The sequence below is a fragment of the Flavobacterium collinsii genome, assembly GCF_946903285.1.
Taxonomy (GTDB): Bacteria; Bacteroidota; Bacteroidia; order Flavobacteriales; family Flavobacteriaceae; genus Flavobacterium; species Flavobacterium collinsii.
In genome coordinates this window covers 16,458-35,236 of the sequence record NZ_OX336425.1, presented here as the reverse complement: position 1 = coordinate 35,236, position 18,779 = coordinate 16,458, and the positions used below count along the sequence as shown (strand labels likewise).

General features: G+C 38.4%; 11 protein-coding genes, 2 tRNA genes and 3 rRNA genes. 7 read left to right on the top strand and 9 right to left on the bottom strand.

The window, feature by feature from the left end; genetic code table 11:
- Position 1: 1 nt before the first annotated feature.
- From OGZ34_RS00160 to thrS, 7 genes are all read right to left on the bottom strand, one after another.
- Positions 2-1,474 (bottom strand): tetratricopeptide repeat protein, encoded by a 1,473-nt coding sequence (locus OGZ34_RS00160; RefSeq protein WP_263361807.1) that lies wholly within the window; start codon positions 1,472-1,474, stop codon positions 2-4.
- 415 nt (positions 1,475-1,889) lie between these two features.
- The gene (locus OGZ34_RS00155) at positions 1,890-2,324 is read right to left on the bottom strand and encodes a carboxymuconolactone decarboxylase family protein (RefSeq protein ID WP_173967618.1); all 435 of its coding nucleotides are present in this window, start codon (positions 2,322-2,324) and stop codon (positions 1,890-1,892) included.
- Positions 2,325-2,530: 206 nt separating this feature from the next.
- Positions 2,531-3,103: a Crp/Fnr family transcriptional regulator gene (locus OGZ34_RS00150; protein ID WP_173967619.1), complete on the bottom strand. Its 573-nt coding sequence runs from the start codon at positions 3,101-3,103 to the stop codon at positions 2,531-2,533.
- A gap of 131 nt (positions 3,104-3,234) precedes the next feature.
- Positions 3,235-3,579, bottom strand: coding sequence for a 50S ribosomal protein L20 (rplT, locus tag OGZ34_RS00145; protein WP_017498429.1), 345 nt, complete (start codon positions 3,577-3,579; stop codon positions 3,235-3,237).
- 101 nt (positions 3,580-3,680) lie between these two features.
- The gene (rpmI, locus tag OGZ34_RS00140) at positions 3,681-3,878 is read right to left on the bottom strand and encodes a 50S ribosomal protein L35 (RefSeq protein ID WP_007810722.1); all 198 of its coding nucleotides are present in this window, start codon (positions 3,876-3,878) and stop codon (positions 3,681-3,683) included.
- Positions 3,879-4,011: 133 nt separating this feature from the next.
- Positions 4,012-4,563, bottom strand: coding sequence for a translation initiation factor IF-3 (gene infC / locus OGZ34_RS00135; protein WP_072974136.1), 552 nt, complete (start codon positions 4,561-4,563; stop codon positions 4,012-4,014).
- A 22-nt stretch (positions 4,564-4,585) separates the two neighbouring features.
- On the bottom strand, positions 4,586-6,532 hold the full coding sequence (thrS, locus tag OGZ34_RS00130; protein ID WP_173967620.1) for a threonine--tRNA ligase: 1,947 nt from the start codon (positions 6,530-6,532) through the stop codon (positions 4,586-4,588).
- A 1,102-nt stretch (positions 6,533-7,634) separates the two neighbouring features.
- Between thrS and OGZ34_RS00125 the strand changes: the two genes are divergently transcribed.
- The 6 genes from OGZ34_RS00125 to pafA all read left to right on the top strand — a co-directional run bounded on the left by OGZ34_RS00125 (position 7,635) and on the right by pafA (position 15,282).
- Positions 7,635-9,149, top strand: a 16S ribosomal RNA gene (locus tag OGZ34_RS00125).
- Between the two features lie 126 nt (positions 9,150-9,275).
- Positions 9,276-9,349, top strand: a tRNA-Ile gene (locus tag OGZ34_RS00120).
- 158 nt (positions 9,350-9,507) lie between these two features.
- A tRNA-Ala gene (locus tag OGZ34_RS00115) sits at positions 9,508-9,581 on the top strand.
- Between the two features lie 186 nt (positions 9,582-9,767).
- Positions 9,768-12,650: ribosomal RNA gene (locus tag OGZ34_RS00110) — 23S ribosomal RNA — on the top strand.
- Positions 12,651-12,826: 176 nt separating this feature from the next.
- Positions 12,827-12,936: ribosomal RNA gene (gene rrf, locus OGZ34_RS00105) — 5S ribosomal RNA — on the top strand.
- The 16S, 23S and 5S rRNA genes sit together here with 2 tRNA genes alongside, the layout of an rRNA operon.
- Before the next feature lie 729 nt (positions 12,937-13,665).
- Complete coding sequence (gene pafA / locus OGZ34_RS00100) at positions 13,666-15,282, top strand: alkaline phosphatase PafA (protein WP_173966207.1); 1,617 nt, start codon at positions 13,666-13,668, stop codon at positions 15,280-15,282.
- 135 nt (positions 15,283-15,417) lie between these two features.
- Here pafA and ald read toward each other — a convergent pair whose 3' ends face one another.
- Positions 15,418-16,536, bottom strand: coding sequence for an alanine dehydrogenase (gene ald / locus OGZ34_RS00095; RefSeq protein WP_173966206.1), 1,119 nt, complete (start codon positions 16,534-16,536; stop codon positions 15,418-15,420).
- A gap of 200 nt (positions 16,537-16,736) precedes the next feature.
- On the opposite strand from ald, the gene OGZ34_RS00090 reads away from it, so the two are divergent.
- A complete protein-coding gene (locus OGZ34_RS00090) occupies positions 16,737-17,195 on the top strand; it encodes an Lrp/AsnC family transcriptional regulator (RefSeq protein ID WP_017498637.1) in 459 nt (152 codons plus the stop codon).
- Positions 17,196-17,313: 118 nt separating this feature from the next.
- On the opposite strand, the gene OGZ34_RS00085 is transcribed toward OGZ34_RS00090, so the two are convergent.
- Positions 17,314-18,762 carry a glyceraldehyde-3-phosphate dehydrogenase gene (locus OGZ34_RS00085; protein WP_173966205.1) on the bottom strand — a complete coding sequence of 483 codons (1,449 nt, stop codon included), beginning with the start codon at positions 18,760-18,762 and terminating at the stop codon, positions 17,314-17,316.
- Between the last annotated feature and the right edge of the window lie 17 nt (positions 18,763-18,779).

Sequence of the window (18,779 nt, the reverse complement as noted above, 5' to 3'; positions counted from 1 at the left end):
TTTAAAAAGGAAATTTAATAAAAACTCTAAATCCTTTTTCTAGAGCAGAATCAATATCTATTTCTCCTTTTGTTGCCAGAACTTTGCTTTCTACATTATGAAGTCCATTTTTAAATATCATGTTATTTACATCAATACCTTTTCCGTTATCAGTATAATTAATAATGATGTTTTTGTCTAAGGTTTTAAAATTGATTTCTACCAATGTAGCACTACTGTGTTTTTTCATGTTTACAAGTAATTCTTGTAAAACTCTGTAGATTGTTACTTTGGTGTTCTTTTCAATATCTTGCCAATTAATTGAATCTAAATTATTTATTGCAAGGTTGATGTTCGTAGTGTTAAATCCTATAATCATTTCATTTAATACTGAAGCAAAATTTTTGTCGGTAGTGATAGCGGTGTTTTCTTTTGATATATCTCTTGTTCTGGCATAAATTGCGTCCAGATTATTCAGTAAATGATTCCTGTTTTCAGCCAGTGCAAGGTTTTTATTTTCTGCAAATGCCATCGTATGGTAGATATCGTTGGCAAGCTCGTCATGAAGTTTTTTTGCAATTCGGGTTTCGCTGTTATAAGTAGCTTCTATTTTTTCTTTAGTCCCTTTTGAACTCAAATAGAAATATAGAACTGTAACTAAACTTAAACAGAAAGCAATAATAATATAAGAGATGATATTTCTGTTTCGTTGTCTTTCAAGTTGTATTTCGTTTTCTACCTTATGCGTTTTGAGTCTTAAATTTTCGTTCTTTTCTTTTCTGGAGTCGTATTTGATTTTAGCATATTGATTTTTGGCTTTTTGTCTGACTTCGAAAATACTGTCAATTAAGTTTACATAAATGATAGAGTATTTTTTTAATTCTTGGTCTGAGCTATTTTTGATGATTAGTTTTAAAGAAGATAGACGTTCGTCGATATTATTGATGCTCCTAAATCTCTCATAGCTTAAAAGCATATATTTTTTGGCTAATGCAGAATTACTTTCTTCGTAAAATTCGGCAAAATGCTGGTAGCTTTTTCCTAAGTCAAAAGAGAGATTTTGTTTTTGTCTTATTTCGAGACTTTTTTTGAAATAGTATAAAGCCTCATCTAAGTTATGTGTTTTAAGATAACAATACCCAATATTGTCTAATGCTTTTCCCTGGAATTGATTATTATCTACAACTTCTTTCTTTGTTATCAAAAACAGAAAAATCTGGAGTGCCTCGTAATACTTTTTTTCTTCCATTAAGATCACTGCGATGTTGTTTTTGGCAGTTAGCTTTCTCCACTCTTCTGTCTTTAGCCGTAGAGCCTTTTGATTATAAAGTTTGGCATTTTTATAATCGTAGGTATTTAAGTAGTTGATGCTTAAAATAACATAAGTACTCCATATTTGTGACTGTTTCTTTGCATGTTTTAGATGGGGCAATGCTTCTTTGATCGTATTCTCACTGCCGACATAATCAGCATGATCTTGCTGGATCTCTGCCATGCGGTTCAGTGAGTTAATGTAGTTTTCTGAATCTGTTACAGGGTTACAGAGGAATTTCAGTTTATTGTAGTAAAAAAATGCGCTGTCAAATTCTTTTTGATTATAAAAACGATTTGCAGTAACCAGCGTTTGGTTAACTTCACCTTTTGTATTTTGTAATTTTGGGATATTTGAAGTCTTTTTCTGGCAGGAAAAAAGAAATAAAAAAGTAAAGATAATATAAAGGAAAGTCCGCATTCTGTAAGGTATCATGAGCCAAAAGTAAAGAATTATAGTTCTTAAAAAAGCGTATAAATACCTGTTTTTATTTAATTTTTATTTTTTATTTTGGGAGGTTATTTTAAGAAAAAACAGACAAGGCTTTGATAAAATAAAGCTTTGTCTGTATTAGTGGGTTAATTTCTTCGGGAATTGATTAGGAAACTCTCAATCCCGTAGTTATAGCGATTCTGTTCCAGGAGTTAATCGTAATGATTGCCAGAATAATTTCGGCAAGATATTGATCATCGAATAAACTTGCGGCATTTTGATAAGTGGCATCCGAAACGTGATGGCTAATTAATGTAACTTCTTCCGTTAGGGCTAAAATGGCTTTTTCCTCCTCCGTATAAATATCAGTATCACGCCAGGCGCTTAACAGGTAGATACGCTGTTCAGAAATACCGTGTTTGCGTGCATCAACGGTATGCATGTTAATACAATGGGCACATCCGTTTATTTGGGAAGCACGAATTTTAATCAACTCTTTGTGTACAGGCGTGAGTGAAGTAGTCGAAATGTATTTTTCTAAGCTAAGTAATGCTTGATATGCTTGAGGAGCTGCTGTTGGGATAGGGATTCTTGGTTTCATTTGAAGTGTTTTTAAAAGTTTGATACAAAGATCATGGATATCTACTTTGAAAAACTTGAACTACTTCAAGAAAAATATTGAGTTGCTGAGATTCTGAAATACTAAGGTTCTGAGTTCGCTAACGATGTTTATAAAAGGACAGGATTTTTTTTGATACTCTAAAAACCAAAAGTAGCTTAGTATCTGAGAACCTTAGCTTCTTACAATTAAACTTTTCCTGCTCTGATTTTACTCATAAATTCAGCTGAGAAATCAAGGTAGGAGGCAAGCATGTATTGCGGAACGCGCTGAACGAACTCAGGATTCAGATTATTAAAGTGGTGATACCTTTCTTCTGCCGACATGGTGAACAGAAATTTAATTCGCATCTGTGCTGCTCCAAAAGACTTCTGTGAGACAATACGAAAGTAGCGCTCCAATTTCGGAATTTGAATGAATATCGATTCCAGTACAGATTTTTCTAAGGCGATGACCTCAGAATTCTCTACAGCCTGGATATAAAAGTGAGAAGGAACGTGGTTGTGGTAGCTTAGATAATCTGTAATCCACCAGCTTTCAATTCCAAATTGCAACGTTTGTTCTGTTCCTTTGGAATTAATGATATATTGGCGCATACATCCTTTTACGATAAAATACAAAGTGTTGCAAGCTTGTCCTTCTCGGAGTACGTGGTCTTTCTTTTTAATAGTTGTTAAACTTAGGGCTGATTCTAAAAGATCAATTTCAGAAGCTTCGAGGGATACAAACTTTTCTATATGTGAAAAAAGAGCGGTATACATTTTTATAGGTTTTATACAAATGTAGTTTTAAAAATTAGAATTTGGTAAACCCGTTTAAAGCAAAAAACCATTCGCATTGCGAATGGTTTTTCTATGATAAGTAAGTAATCTAAATTGAGTTTATAAAACGTTTATTTTACTTTATTAAGTATTGCTTTGAAAGCTTCAGGGTGGTTCATCGCTAAATCTGCAAGAACTTTACGGTTCAATTCGATTCCGTTAGCTTTTACTTTCCCCATGAATTGAGAATAAGACATTCCTTCTAATCTAGCTCCAGCGTTGATACGTTGAATCCATAAAGCACGGAAATTTCTTTTATTCTGTTTTCTGTCACGGTAAGCGTAGCTCATCGCTTTCTCTACCGCATTCTTAGCAACTGTCCAAACGTTTTTACGTCTACCAAAGAAACCTTTGGCTTGCTTCATTATTTTTTTTCTTCTTGCTCTTTTAGCAACTGAATTTACCGATCTTGGCATAATTTTAATGTGTTTTTGTAGCAGGCGTCCTGAATTGAATCAAAGGAACTTAAAAGCCGTACTCCAAGGTTATATAAATAATTTTTTAACCTAAAGAATTATTAGATAATTCTTAATTGTTGTTTGATGCTTTTCATATCTGTTGAGTGAACTAGCGCTGAGTGTGTCAAAGCCAATTTACGTTTTTTAGATTTTTTAGTCAAGATGTGACTTTTAAAAGCATGCTTTCTTTTAATCTTTCCAGAACCAGTAACTTTAAAACGTTTCTTGGCGCTAGATTTTGTTTTCATTTTAGGCATTTTTCCTAGTGTTTTAATTTATTCTTACTTACTTATATCTTCAAAAGCTCTAGGCTTTAGGCTTTAAGCTTTAAGCAGGAGTTTAAATAAACTATTTGCTTAAAGCTTATTGCTTATTGCTTAAAGCAAATAATTATTTTTTCTTCTTCGGAGCAATGAACATAATCATTCTCTTTCCTTCCAAAACAGGCATCGCTTCAACTTTACCATGCTCTTCCAGATCCGTTGCCAAACGTAATAACAAAATCTGACCCTGATCTTTATAGATGATAGAACGTCCTTTAAAGAATACGAATGCTTTTAGCTTAGCACCTTCTTTAAGGAACTTCTCTGCATTTTTTCTTTTAAATTCGTAATCATGCTCATCCGTTTGAGGCCCAAATCGAATTTCTTTTACGACAACTTGCGTAGACTTAGCTTTTAACACCTTATCACGTTTCTTTTGTTCGTAAACGAATTTCTTGTAATCCATGATTTTACAAACCGGTGGCTCAGCATTTGGCGAAATCTCAACTAAATCCAGTTCAAATTGATCCGCTAATCGTAAAGCTTCAGCAAGCTTAAATACACCCGGTTCGATGTTTTCGCCTACTAATCTTACTTCTTGTACGCCACGAATATTATTATTTATTCTGTGGGCATCTTTTTTTTCTACTCGAGGTTGGTAACCTCTGTTGCTTCTTATTGCTATGACTTTATAATTTAAGTTAAACTGTAAAAACTTTTAATGTCTTTTTTATTTCTTCGTTTACAATAGCGACAAATTCATCAATTGTAACTGTAATATTACCTTTTCCTTCTTGCCCGTGACGACGGATAGAAACAGTTCCGTTTTTCTCCTCTTCCTCACCAACAATCAGCATAAATGGAGTTTTCTGCATCTCAGCATCTCTAATTTTCTTGCCGATAGTTTCGTTTCGGTTGTCAATTAGGGCGCGAATTTCGTGATTTTCTAGCAAATCTAAAACTTTTTTAGCATATATTTCGTATTTCTCGCTCAAAGACAAGATTATAGCTTGCTCAGGCATTAGCCAAAGTGGGAAATTTCCTGCGGTGTGCTCCAGTAAAATTGCAATAAAACGTTCCATTGATCCAAAAGGAGCTCTGTGAATCATAACCGGACGGTGTAATTCATTATCCGCACCTTTGTAGGTTAATTCAAAACGTTCTGGCAGATTATAATCTACCTGAATGGTCCCTAATTGCCATTGTCTTCCTAAAGCATCTTTTACCATAAAGTCAAGCTTCGGACCGTAAAAAGCAGCCTCGCCATATTCTACAACAGTATTCAATCCTTTGTCAGCTGCGGCATTGATAATGGCATTTTCAGCCTTCTCCCAGTTTTCATCAGTACCAATATATTTATCTCTGTTCTCTTTATCTCTTAAAGAAATTTGAGCAGTAAAGTTTTCAAAGCCTAATGATCCAAAGACATAAAGTACTAAGTCGATTACTTTTTTGAATTCTTCATCCAATTGTTCCGGAGTACAGAAAATATGTGCGTCGTCCTGAGTGAATCCTCTCACGCGAGTTAATCCGTGTAATTCACCAGATTGCTCATATCTATATACTGTACCAAATTCAGCATAGCGCTTAGGTAGATCTTTGTATGACCAAGGTCTTACATTGTAGATCTCACAGTGGTGAGGACAGTTCATAGGTTTTAATAAAAACTCTTCGCCTTCGGCAGGAGTATGGATAGGTTGAAAACTATCAGCACCATATTTTGCATAGTGACCAGAAGTAACATAAAGTTCTTTTTGCCCAATATGTGGAGTAACAACTTGCTCGTAACCGGCTTTCTTTTGAGCTCTCTTTAAAAATTGTTCTAAACGATCTCTAAGGGCAGCACCTTTTGGTAGCCATAATGGTAAACCTTGTCCAACTTTTTGAGAGAAAGCAAACAGTTCAAGTTCTTTTCCTAATTTACGGTGATCACGACGTTTTGCTTCTTCTAAAAGTTCAAGATATTCAGTCAAATCCTTTTGTTTAGGGAAAGAAGTTCCGTAAACACGAGTAAGCTGTTTGTTTTTCTCATCACCTCTCCAGTAAGCACCAGCAACACTCATCACTTTCATTGCTTTGATGATTCCAGTATTCGGAATATGTCCACCACGGCATAAATCAGTAAAAGTAGCGTGATCGCAAAATGTAATTGTTCCGTCTTCAAGATTTGAGATCAATTCAGTTTTGTAAACGTTGTCTTTGTACATCTCTAAAGCATCGGCTTTACTAACAGGACGCATTTTAAATTCGTGTTTTCCTCTTGAAATCTCAAGAACACGATCTTCGATCTTTTTAAAATCAGCGTCAGAAATCTTTTGGTCTTCAAAGTCAACATCATAATAGAAGCCGTTCGCAATTGCAGGTCCTAGAGTTAGTTTAATTCCAGGGTACAATTCTTCAAGGGCTTGTGCCATTACGTGTGAGGTTGAATGCCAGAAAGCTTTTTTTCCTTCAGCATCATTCCAGGTATATAAAGTAAGACTACCGTCGGTCGTCAATGGAGTTTCGGTTTCAATTGTTGTACCATTAAAAGATGCCGAAATCACGTTTCTTGCAAATCCTTCACTAATGCTTTTCGCAACCTCCATCGGAGTTATGCCTGAAGCAAACTCTCTAATTGACCCGTCGGGTAAAGTAATCTTAATCATTGTTTATAATTTTGTGAATGCAAATATAACGCATTACAAAAATACATACAATACATATATACATGTTTATACTAATATATAAGAGTAATATCTATAATTATCCTCAAGTGTATTTTTTACTATTATATATAAGAGTGTGTTTATTGATTCTGGAGAAGGGTTTTGGGGAGGGGATATGTTGGTTTTTGTTGTCTCTTATATATAAGGTGAGGTTTCGTACCGGGAACCCGACAGTTTGTATATATAATAGCAACTATGTTTGTTTGTCTAAAGTCAAAGTCTTTAAGTTTTGGAATTTAGTTTTAAGTTTTAGGAGCTATTCCTGCTATTCGTTTCAATCTTTTGTGCCGAACACCGGCACAAAAGGATTTTCACTGCTATCAGGGCTAGGGGAGCGGCTTTTAAAAGAGGTTTGCTGTAATAAAAGAGAAATAAAACGCTTCTAAAGCAAAACTTATGGCCTTAGTGTTTTTGCGAGATTAGTGAAAACTCGGTAAAACAGCAGAAAAAGAACCTTCACGTCTTAGTGTCTTCGTGGTTAAATGGTCAAAATCGCCACAAATGATCAAAACAATAAAAGAAAGTAAAAAACTTTAGACTGTAAAAGCTGTCATATCAGCAACTTGTAAAAAAGATCAAAAATAGTTTGGTAAAAAGCTTGTAGAACTCAATAAAGTGACTACTTTTGCACCCGCAACAGCGATAGACGTTCACTGAAATACTGACAAGCAAACGAATTAAGACGAAAAGAAATTTTCAAAAAAAGATTCTAAAAAGCTTGCGAGTAAAGAAAGAAAATTTTAAGTTTGCACCCCGCAAAATAAGGGAAGCTCATTGAAAGACTGGTAGGGAGAGAAGGGAAAAAGGAAAGAAATTTTCTTAAAAAAAAACTTCAAAAATCTCTTGCCATTTAGAAATAAGTTTTCTACTTTTGCACCCGCTTTGAGAAACAAGCGAAACAATAAAAAGAAACACGTTCGTAGACATATTGAATTGACAGCCGTTTTAACAGAGATGTTAAAGCAAAAGAATAAGAGTAAATGAATCGAGAGATTCGAATAGAACCGATATATAAAGCATCGCAATATAATATAAAAAATATACGATGAAGAGTTTGATCCTGGCTCAGGATGAACGCTAGCGGCAGGCTTAACACATGCAAGTCGAGGGGTATGCTTCTTCGGAAGCAGAGACCGGCGCGACGGGTGCGTAACGCGTATGCAATCTACCTTTTACAGAGGGATAGCCCAGAGAAATTTGGATTAATACCTCATAGTATAGCTGAATCGCATGATTCTACTATTAAAGTCACAACGGTAAAAGATGAGCATGCGTCCCATTAGCTAGTTGGTAAGGTAACGGCTTACCAAGGCTACGATGGGTAGGGGTCCTGAGAGGGAGATCCCCCACACTGGTACTGAGACACGGACCAGACTCCTACGGGAGGCAGCAGTGAGGAATATTGGACAATGGGCGCAAGCCTGATCCAGCCATGCCGCGTGCAGGATGACGGTCCTATGGATTGTAAACTGCTTTTATACGAGAAGAAACACTGCTTCGTGAAGCAGCTTGACGGTATCGTAAGAATAAGGATCGGCTAACTCCGTGCCAGCAGCCGCGGTAATACGGAGGATCCAAGCGTTATCCGGAATCATTGGGTTTAAAGGGTCCGTAGGCGGTTTAATAAGTCAGTGGTGAAAGCCCATCGCTCAACGGTGGAACGGCCATTGATACTGTTAAACTTGAATTATTAGGAAGTAACTAGAATATGTAGTGTAGCGGTGAAATGCTTAGAGATTACATGGAATACCAATTGCGAAGGCAGGTTACTACTAATGGATTGACGCTGATGGACGAAAGCGTGGGTAGCGAACAGGATTAGATACCCTGGTAGTCCACGCCGTAAACGATGGATACTAGCTGTTGGAAGCAATTTCAGTGGCTAAGCGAAAGTGATAAGTATCCCACCTGGGGAGTACGTTCGCAAGAATGAAACTCAAAGGAATTGACGGGGGCCCGCACAAGCGGTGGAGCATGTGGTTTAATTCGATGATACGCGAGGAACCTTACCAAGGCTTAAATGTAGATTGACCGGTTTGGAAACAGATCTTTCGCAAGACAATTTACAAGGTGCTGCATGGTTGTCGTCAGCTCGTGCCGTGAGGTGTCAGGTTAAGTCCTATAACGAGCGCAACCCCTGTTGTTAGTTGCCAGCGAGTCATGTCGGGAACTCTAACAAGACTGCCAGTGCAAACTGTGAGGAAGGTGGGGATGACGTCAAATCATCACGGCCCTTACGCCTTGGGCTACACACGTGCTACAATGGCCGGTACAGAGAGCAGCCACTGGGCGACCAGGAGCGAATCTATAAAACCGGTCACAGTTCGGATCGGAGTCTGCAACTCGACTCCGTGAAGCTGGAATCGCTAGTAATCGGATATCAGCCATGATCCGGTGAATACGTTCCCGGGCCTTGTACACACCGCCCGTCAAGCCATGGAAGCTGGGGGTGCCTGAAGTCGGTGACCGCAAGGAGCTGCCTAGGGTAAAACTGGTAACTAGGGCTAAGTCGTAACAAGGTAGCCGTACCGGAAGGTGCGGCTGGAACACCTCCTTTCTAGAGCCTCAAATGTTAGTAGTAATACACGTTGAGGAAAAAAGATGTTAATTTAGAAGGTTCTGAATCACAACATTCACTTACTCTTGCTGTTAATTTAAAAAATAATGAAAATTAAGTAAACAGAGTCTCGTAGCTCAGCTGGTTAGAGTACTACACTGATAATGTAGGGGTCGGCAGTTCGAGTCTGCCCGGGACTACTTTTTTAGAGTTTAGAGTTGTAAATTATGAATTATAAGTTATAATAAAAAACAACAAACTAAAAAAGACTGAAATACTTAAGATAAAGGAAATTTTAGAAGTTGAGCGTTTATGAGAGAATTCATAACTCATAATTCATAACTCATCATTTAAAAATGGGGGATTAGCTCAGCTGGCTAGAGCGCCTGCCTTGCACGCAGGAGGTCAACGGTTCGACTCCGTTATTCTCCACAAAGCCGAAAGCTATAAGCTTTAGGCGGTAAGCTAAGAAAGCTTAAAGCGTATTGCTTAAAGCCTACAGCTAATAAAGTTCATTGACATATTGAGATAAGAAAATAATAAAAAGTAGAAAGCGTTTTTTGCAATTTTATTGTAAAAGACAAAAAAAAACGGTCTTAATTAATTTTAAGATTGGTACAATAAGCAAAATAAGGGCGTATGGGGGATGCCTAGGCTCTCAGAGGCGATGAAAGGCGTGATAAGCTGCGAAAAGCTACGGGGACGGGCACACACCGATTGATCCGTAGATACCTGAATGGGGCAACCCACTATGTTGAAGACATAGTACACCGATAGGTGGGCAAACCCGCTGAACTGAAACATCTAAGTAGGCGGAGGAGAAGAAAACAAAAGTGATTCCGTAAGTAGTGGCGAGCGAACGCGGATTAGCCCAAACCAATGATGTTACGGCATGATTGGGGTTGTAGGACCACGATATTTTATGTACAAGGAACCGGAAGTTACTGGAAAGTGACACCATAGAGGGTGATAGTCCCGTATGGGTAACGAGTATAATAGATAGTGGTATCCTGAGTAGGGCGGGGCACGTGAAACCCTGTCTGAATTTGGCGGGACCATCCGCTAAGGCTAAATACTCCTGAGAGACCGATAGTGAACCAGTACCGTGAGGGAAAGGTGAAAAGAACCGTGAATAACGGAGTGAAATAGATCCTGAAACCATACGCTTACAAGCGGTCGGAGCCCTTTCGTGGGGTGACGGCGTGCCTTTTGCATAATGAGCCTACGAGTTAACGTTGCTGGCAAGGTTAAGTGGTTAAGCCACGGATCCGTAGCGAAAGCGAGTCTGAATAGGGCGCTTTAGTCAGTAGTGTTAGACGCGAAACCGTGTGATCTACCCATGGGCAGGTTGAAGCTGTGGTAACACACAGTGGAGGACCGAACCGGTTGACGTTGAAAAGTCTTCGGATGACCTGTGGGTAGGGGTGAAAGGCCAATCAAACTCGGAAATAGCTCGTACTCCCCGAAATGCATTTAGGTGCAGCGCTGAGCGTAAAGTTATATAGAGGTAGAGCTACTGATTGGATGCGGGGGCTTCACCGCCTACCAATTCCTGACAAACTCCGAATGCTATATAATGTTTCTCAGCAGTGAGGGCTTGGGTGCTAAGGTCCAAGTCCGAGAGGGAAAGAACCCAGACCATCAGCTAAGGTCCCCAAATATACGCTAAGTTGAAAGAACGAGGTTTGTCTGCCCAGACAGCTAGGATGTTGGCTTGGAAGCAGCCATTCATTTAAAGAGTGCGTAACAGCTCACTAGTCGAGCGGACGAGCATGGATAATAATCGGGCATAAGTGTATTACCGAAGCTATGGATTTACAGTCTGACTGTAAGTGGTAGGGGAGCATTCTAACAGGGTTGAAGGTGTATCGTCAGGTATGCTGGACTGGTTAGAAAAGAAAATGTAGGCATAAGTAACGATAATGCGGGCGAGAAACCCGCACACCGAAAAACTAAGGTTTCCACAGCTATGCTAATCAGCTGTGGGTTAGTCTGGTCCTAAGGCGAACCCGAAAGGGACAGTCGATGGCTAACGGGTTAATATTCCCGTACTACTAATTACTGTGATGGGGTGACGGAGTGATGAAAGCGCCGCGAACTGACGGAATAGTTCGTTGAAGTACCTACCTATAAGATCTGCAGGCAAATCCACAGATCTTGGGGAAATACGATAGTACTCGGAGTCTTCGGACAAAGAGATAGTGCGCCTAAGGGCTTCCAAGAAAAACCTCTAAACTTCAGGTAATTAGTACCAGTACCGTAAACCGACACAGGTAGTTGAGGAGAGAATCCTAAGGTGCTCGAGAGATTCATGGCTAAGGAATTAGGCAAAATAGACCTGTAACTTCGGGAGAAAGGTCGCCAGCGCAAGCTGGCCGCAGTGAAGAGGTCCAGGCGACTGTTTATCAAAAACACAGGGCTCTGCAAAATCGTAAGATGAAGTATAGGGCCTGACACCTGCCCGGTGCTGGAAGGTTAAGAGGAGATGTTATCTTCGGAGAAGCATTGAATTGAAGCCCCAGTAAACGGCGGCCGTAACTATAACGGTCCTAAGGTAGCGAAATTCCTTGTCGGGTAAGTTCCGACCTGCACGAATGGTGTAACGATCTGGACACTGTCTCAGCCATGAGCTCGGTGAAATTGTAGTAACGGTGAAGATGCCGTTTACCCGCAGTGGGACGAAAAGACCCTGTGCACCTTTACTATAGCTTAGTATTGACCTTGGATAAATGATGTGTAGGATAGGTTGGAGACTTTGAAGTGGCGTCGCCAGGCGTTGTGGAGTCATTGTTGAAATACAACCCTTTGTTTATCTGAGGCCTAACCCCGCTATGTGGGGGACATTGCTTGGTGGGTAGTTTGACTGGGGTGGTCGCCTCCAAAAGAGTAACGGAGGCTTCTAAAGGTTCCCTCAGTACGCTTGGTAACCGTGCGTAGAGTGCAATGGCATAAGGGAGCTTGACTGAGAGACATACAGGTCGATCAGGTACGAAAGTAGAGCATAGTGATCCGGTGGTTCCGCATGGAAGGGCCATCGCTCAAAGGATAAAAGGTACGCCGGGGATAACAGGCTGATCTCCCCCAAGAGCTCATATCGACGGGGGGGTTTGGCACCTCGATGTCGGCTCGTCACATCCTGGGGCTGGAGAAGGTCCCAAGGGTTGGGCTGTTCGCCCATTAAAGTGGCACGCGAGCTGGGTTCAGAACGTCGTGAGACAGTTCGGTCTCTATCTACTGTGGGCGTTAGAAATTTGAGTGGATCTGATTCTAGTACGAGAGGACCGAATTGGACAAACCTCTAGTGTATCTGTTGTCCCGCCAGGGGCACCGCAGAGTAGCTACGTTTGGAAGGGATAAGCGCTGAAAGCATATAAGCGCGAAACCCACCACAAGATGAGATTTCTTTTAAGGATCGTGGAAGATGACCACGTTGATAGGCTATAGATGTAAAGGCAGTAATGTCATAGTCGAGTAGTACTAATAATCCGTAAGCTTATGTACACCTTTTCCCGTCCGTTAAGGCGGACGGGGAGAAACTTTCTAAAATAGTAAATAAAAGTACTTTTCTTTATCTCAGTATGTTAAGATATTTGCAGCGAAGCTGCAGTTGATAGTTGAAGGTTGGTAGTTGATGGAAACACCAACAACCATAAACCAACAACCGCCAACAATGACCTTAAGGTGGTTATTGCGGCGGGGCTCACCTCTTCCCATCCCGAACAGAGTAGTTAAGCCCGCCTGCGCAGATGGTACTGCAGTTATGTGGGAGAGTATGTCGTCGCCTTTCTTTTTAAAACCCTATCCAAATCGGATAGGGTTTTTTGTTTTATAGCGCTTTTTAAATTCTTGCGTGCTTTGGGTAATGCTTTGCGAACTTTGCGGTTAAAAAACAGATCGCGGATTGTACTGATTCGCTATGCGAAAACGCGAATTAGAACGGATTTTTTTGTTAATTTTTATGTATTAGTTGCTAAGGGCTAGGTTGTTCTTTTGAGATTTGGCATTTGCTCTTTCAGAGCAATATTTACGCATAATACTCTTTAATATTAATAAGGGCTGAAAGCCCGAAAAGCAGAAAGCATAGTGCGAAGCGCTATGAAATAAATAGCAATAATATCATTTTTCGCCCTGAAAGGGCAGAAGCCTCAACATAAAGAGAAGAATTTATATTATTTTGAATAGTATTTCCTGGAAGAGATTGATTTTTGGTTATCGAAAACTAGTAAGAATTAGTTTTTTTGCCCTTTCAGGGCTTTTTCTTTTAGGTACTCTTTCTATCGTTGACTGCGTTAGGGATGGCAGCGGTATCCTTTTGTGATAGCTGGCATTTTCTTAAATCAGTTAAAACTTCTATCACAAAAGATTTAGCGTACAGCCCGACCCGAAGGGAAACGCCATAGTTATCTTATTAGTTTTGATTCTGTTAAATTATAGTCGATTTTAGTTTTTTAAGTTGGTATGGTGGTTTTTTTTAAAAGTGAATCAGTATTTTTGTTTGAAACATTATAATTTAAGTATGAAAAAAACTATTGTATTGTTGACACTATTTGTGATTTCAAATTTAAGTGCTCAACAGCGCCCTAAGTTGGTGGTAGGTATTGTGGTAGACCAGATGAAAATGGAATACTTGTATCGGTTCTCAGATGATTTTTCGTCTAATGGATTTAAACGATTGATGAATAATGGATATACTTTTCAAAATATGCATTATAATTATATGCCTACATATACTGCGCCTGGGCACGCTTCTATTTATACAGGTACTACGCCTGCAACCCATGGAATTGTAGGGAATGAATGGTTTAGCAGAACGCTTGGTAAGGAAACATATTGTACTGACGATGCGGGTGTAAAAACAGTAGGAGATGGTACCGTGGAAGAAGGGGCAATGTCGCCGAAAAACTTGTTGAGCACTACGATTACCGATGAAGTTAGAATGGCAACCAATTTTGCTGGAAAAGTGATTGGTATGAGTCTTAAGGATCGTGGGGCGATTTTACCGGCTGGACATTTTGCGAATTGGGCATTTTGGTACAGTAAGACTGGTTCGTTTATTTCAAGTACTTTCTACGGAGAAAAGCTTCCGGAATGGGTTTCAACGTTCAATAGTGAGAAACATTATATGCCTTATATCAATAAAGGATGGGATTTGTATAAGCCAGCTTCAGTTTATAATGAAAGTTTGCCAGATGATAATCCATATGAAGGAAAGTTGTACGGAAGTGCCGCTCCTGTTTTTCCATATGATTTGAAGACTATGTATGAGAAAAATGATGCAGGAATCTTAAGAGCTACTCCGTACGGTAATGATTTATTAGCAGAGTTTGCGATGAAAGCTATCGAGAAGGAAGAATTAGGAAAAGACGATATTACGGATTTTCTGACTGTTAGTTTTTCTTCTACAGATTACGTAGGGCATTTACTTGGGCCAAGATCAATGGAACTTCAGGATACTTATTTGAGACTAGATCAGACGATAGCTGACTTTTTGAATTATTTGGACAAGACTGTAGGGAAAGATAACTACTTACTATTCTTAACAGCGGATCACGCAGGAGCTGAGAATGTAATTTACTTAAAAGACAGAAAATATAATGTTAATAATTACCCAGTTAAGGATGTTAGGAAGAGTCTGCAGGATTTTTCAACAAAAACATTTGGTGTGGATTTGATCACGAATTATTCTAACTTTAATATCTTTTTGAATAAGCAAATTATTAAGAAAAAAGGGCTTGATTTAGTAAAAGTGAAACAGACTTTTAAAGAGTTTTTAATTTCACAGCCACAAGTTAAAAGAGTATATACAGAGGAAGAAATTTTAGCCAATTCAGGTAAAGATTATTACCTTGATTTTGTAGCAAAAGGGTACGATGTAACTCAAAATGGAGATTTGATTATTCTTGATAAGCCTGGAGATATTGAATATTCTACGACAGGAACATCGCACGGAACGCCTTATAGTTATGATACTCACGTTCCTGCTATTTTTTATGGATGGCACATTAAAAAAGGAGAATCCTATGATAAAAAAGCCATTACAGAAATTGCTCCGACAATAGCACAAAAAATTAAAGTGACTTTTCCAAATGGAACCGAAGCAAAAGTATTGCAGGAAGTTTTGGATGAAAAATAGTTCATACTTATAAAATAATAAAAAACCCTGTCTTGTTTTTCATGACAGGTTTTTTTATAGGTATAAAAAAAGGCTTCTCAATTAAGAAAAGCCTTTTGATAGTGTTTTTAGTAAGCACTTATTTTAATGTTAACACTATGCGTTTGTTAACACTAATTCTTCGTTGAAAGGTAGATTCCAAGCTTCTGCAACTCCTTTATAAAGGATTTTTCCATTAGCGATGTTTAATCCTTTTTTCAATTCTTCGTTTTCGTTACAAGCTTTTTCCCATCCTTTGTTCGCTAATTGTACAGCGTATGGTAAAGTAGCATTTGTTAAAGCTAAAGTAGAAGTGTAAGGAACAGCTCCCGGCATATTAGCTACACAATAGTGAACAATGTCATCAATAATGAAAGTTGGGTTTTCGTGAGTTGTAGGAGTACAAGTTTCGATACATCCACCCTGATCTACAGCTACGTCAACAACAACAGTTCCCGGACGCATTAATTTTAACATATCACGAGTGATCAAGTGAGGTGCTTTTGCTCCTGGAATTAAAACAGCACCAACAATTAAATCAGCTGTAGCGATTGCTTTTGTGATGTTGTAGTGATTAGACATTTCTGTATTTACGTTAGCTGGCATGATATCATCTAAATAACGTAAACGTGGTAAGCTTAAGTCCATGATAGTTACCTGAGCACCTAGACCAGCAGCCATTTTAGCAGCCTGAGTTCCTACGATTCCACCACCTAAAACCAATACTTTTGCTGGTGGTACACCTGGAACACCTCCTAAAAGAATTCCTCTTCCTTTTAATGGTTTTTCAAGGTATTTTGCCCCTTGTTGGATAGCCATACGACCAGCTACTTCAGACATTGGTACTAATAATGGTAAACTACGGTCAGCTTTTTCAACTGTTTCATAAGCTAAACATACAGCACCTTTTTCAAGCATAGCGTGAGTCAATGGCTCTGATGAAGCAAAGTGGAAATAAGTGAATAATAATTGATCTTTCTTGATTAATGGATACTCAGAAGCAATTGGTTCTTTTACTTTAATGATCATTTCAGCAATTGCGTACACTTCTTCAATAGTTCCTAAAACTACCGCACCTGCATTTGCATACTCATCGTCACCGAAACCACTTCCTAAACCGGCAGTAGCTTGTACATAAACAGTATGTCCGTGTTTTTTCATTTCAGAAACTCCTGCTGGAGTTAATGCTACACGGTTCTCATTATTTTTGATTTCTTTTGGAACACCTATTATCATTTTGTTATCTTTTTTATTTTTTGTTGAAATTGTTTTACAAAACTACAGATAGAGAATATATTATTGATTAATGTGGAATAAATAAGAAAATATTATTTTATTTTATACTTTTACAGAAAAATATACTGTTTCCGGAAAGTAAATTGCCTCTAAAAAGAAAAAATGACTAAATTTTATTAATCAATGAAAACGTTTTCGTTATGGCTTTAGATGAAATTGACAAGAAAATCTTACGACTTTTACAGGAAAATGCGCATTATACTTTAAAGGATATTGCGAACAAGATAAACCTGTCTCTGACACCGGTTCATGACAGGGTGAAACGTCTTGAAAAAGAGGGTGTTATAGAGAAGTATGTCTCTATTTTAAACAAGAAAAAACTCGGTAATAATCTAACGGTGTATTGTCAGGTGACCCTCACGAAGCAGACTTATGATACTTCGGAAGGATTCAATCAGTCTATTTTAAATCTGCCTGAAGTGGTTGAGTGTAACTATGTCTCGGGAAACTTCGATTATATGTTGAAAGTTGTCATTCCTGATATGGAAAGCTTTCATCATTTTCATCAGAAAAAATTAGCTGTTCTTCCTGAGGTTTCTCTTATCAATACTGTTTTTGTAATTTCAGAGGTAAAGAGTACTACAGTTTTACCAATATAGTTTACAAAAGTGCTATGGATTCGTTTTAATCGAGTAGAATTGAAGTGACTAAAACTAAAATACAAAAGCCATCAAGAAAACTTGATGGCTTTTGCTGTATTAATGGTTTTGGGGTATCCTAGTAGTAAGTAAAACGTCTTACTTTGGCAATGTATTTCGCCAGACGAATTACCTGGTGGCTATAGCCGTATTCGTTATCGTACCAAATGTACAATACGATGTTCTTTCCGTCTTTAGAGACAATTGTAGCATTACTGTCATAAATTGAAGGGGCTGATGTTCCTACAATGTCAGATGAAACCAATTCGTTATTCAACGAATATTTGATTTGCTCTACTAGTTCGCCTTCCAAAGCGTATTTCTTCATGATCTTATTGATAGCCGGGATCGAAGTTGCTTTTTTAACTTCTAAGTTTAAAACTACCAATGAACCATTTGGAACAGGAACTCTGATGGCATTAGATGTTAATTTTCCTTCTAATGATGGCAATGCTTTTGCAACAGCACTTCCGGCACCCGTTTCGGTAATGACCATGTTTAAAGCTGCAGCTCTTCCGCGACGGTATTTTTTATGCATATTGTCAACCAAATTCTGGTCGTTTGTATAGGCATGGATAGTTTCTAAGTGTCCTTTTACTACTCCTAAAGTATCTTCAACAGCTTTTAATACTGGTGTGATAGCATTTGTCGTGCAGGATGCAGCAGAGAAAATATCAATTTCATCAGGATTGTACTCGTTGTGGTTTACTCCGTGAACGATATTTGGAACTCCTTTTCCAGGTGCAGTCAATAAAACTTTACTGGCTCCTTTAGAAGTTAAGTGTCTTTTTAAAGCTTCTTCTGTTGTAAAAGCTCCGGTATTGTCAATAACTAAGGCCTCATTGATTCCGTATAAAGTATAATCAATTTCTTCCGGTGAATTTGCTGTAATGATATGAACGGTGGTTCCGTTGATAATTAATGCATTGTTCTTTGGATCGGCTGTAACAGACCCCTGAAAATCTCCATGTATTGAATCGTATCTTAAAAGAGAAGCTCTTTTCTCTAATGTCGAAGCGTCATTTTTATCTCTGGTAACAATCGCTCTCAGTCGCAATTGATTTCCTTTTCCGGTTTTAGACATTAATTCTCTGGCTAATAAACGGCCAATTCTTCCAAAACCATATAAAACAACATCTTTTGGCTGAATTTCTTCAGAAGATTTTGCTTCTTTCAATTTGTCGATTACAAAATATCGCGCATCAGGATATTTTTCATCTTCCAAACGATATTCATAAGTTAGTTTTCCAAGATCTAATTTTGCAGGTGGAAGATCTAAAGATAAAACTACTCTGGCGATTTCAACTGAATCAAAAATGGTGATAGGCTTGCCTACAAATTCACCGGCATATTGATGCAAATTGATAATATCGCTGACATTTTGATCCAGTAATTGGTTTTTGAAAAGAACCATCTCAATGGATTTGTCATACCATAAATCGCTTATGATTTTAATTAATTCGACACCAGCTCTTCTTCGGTCGACTTGTAATGATACCTCTTTTTGGTACAAAGATTTTTTGCTCATAATTGATTAAATTGAAA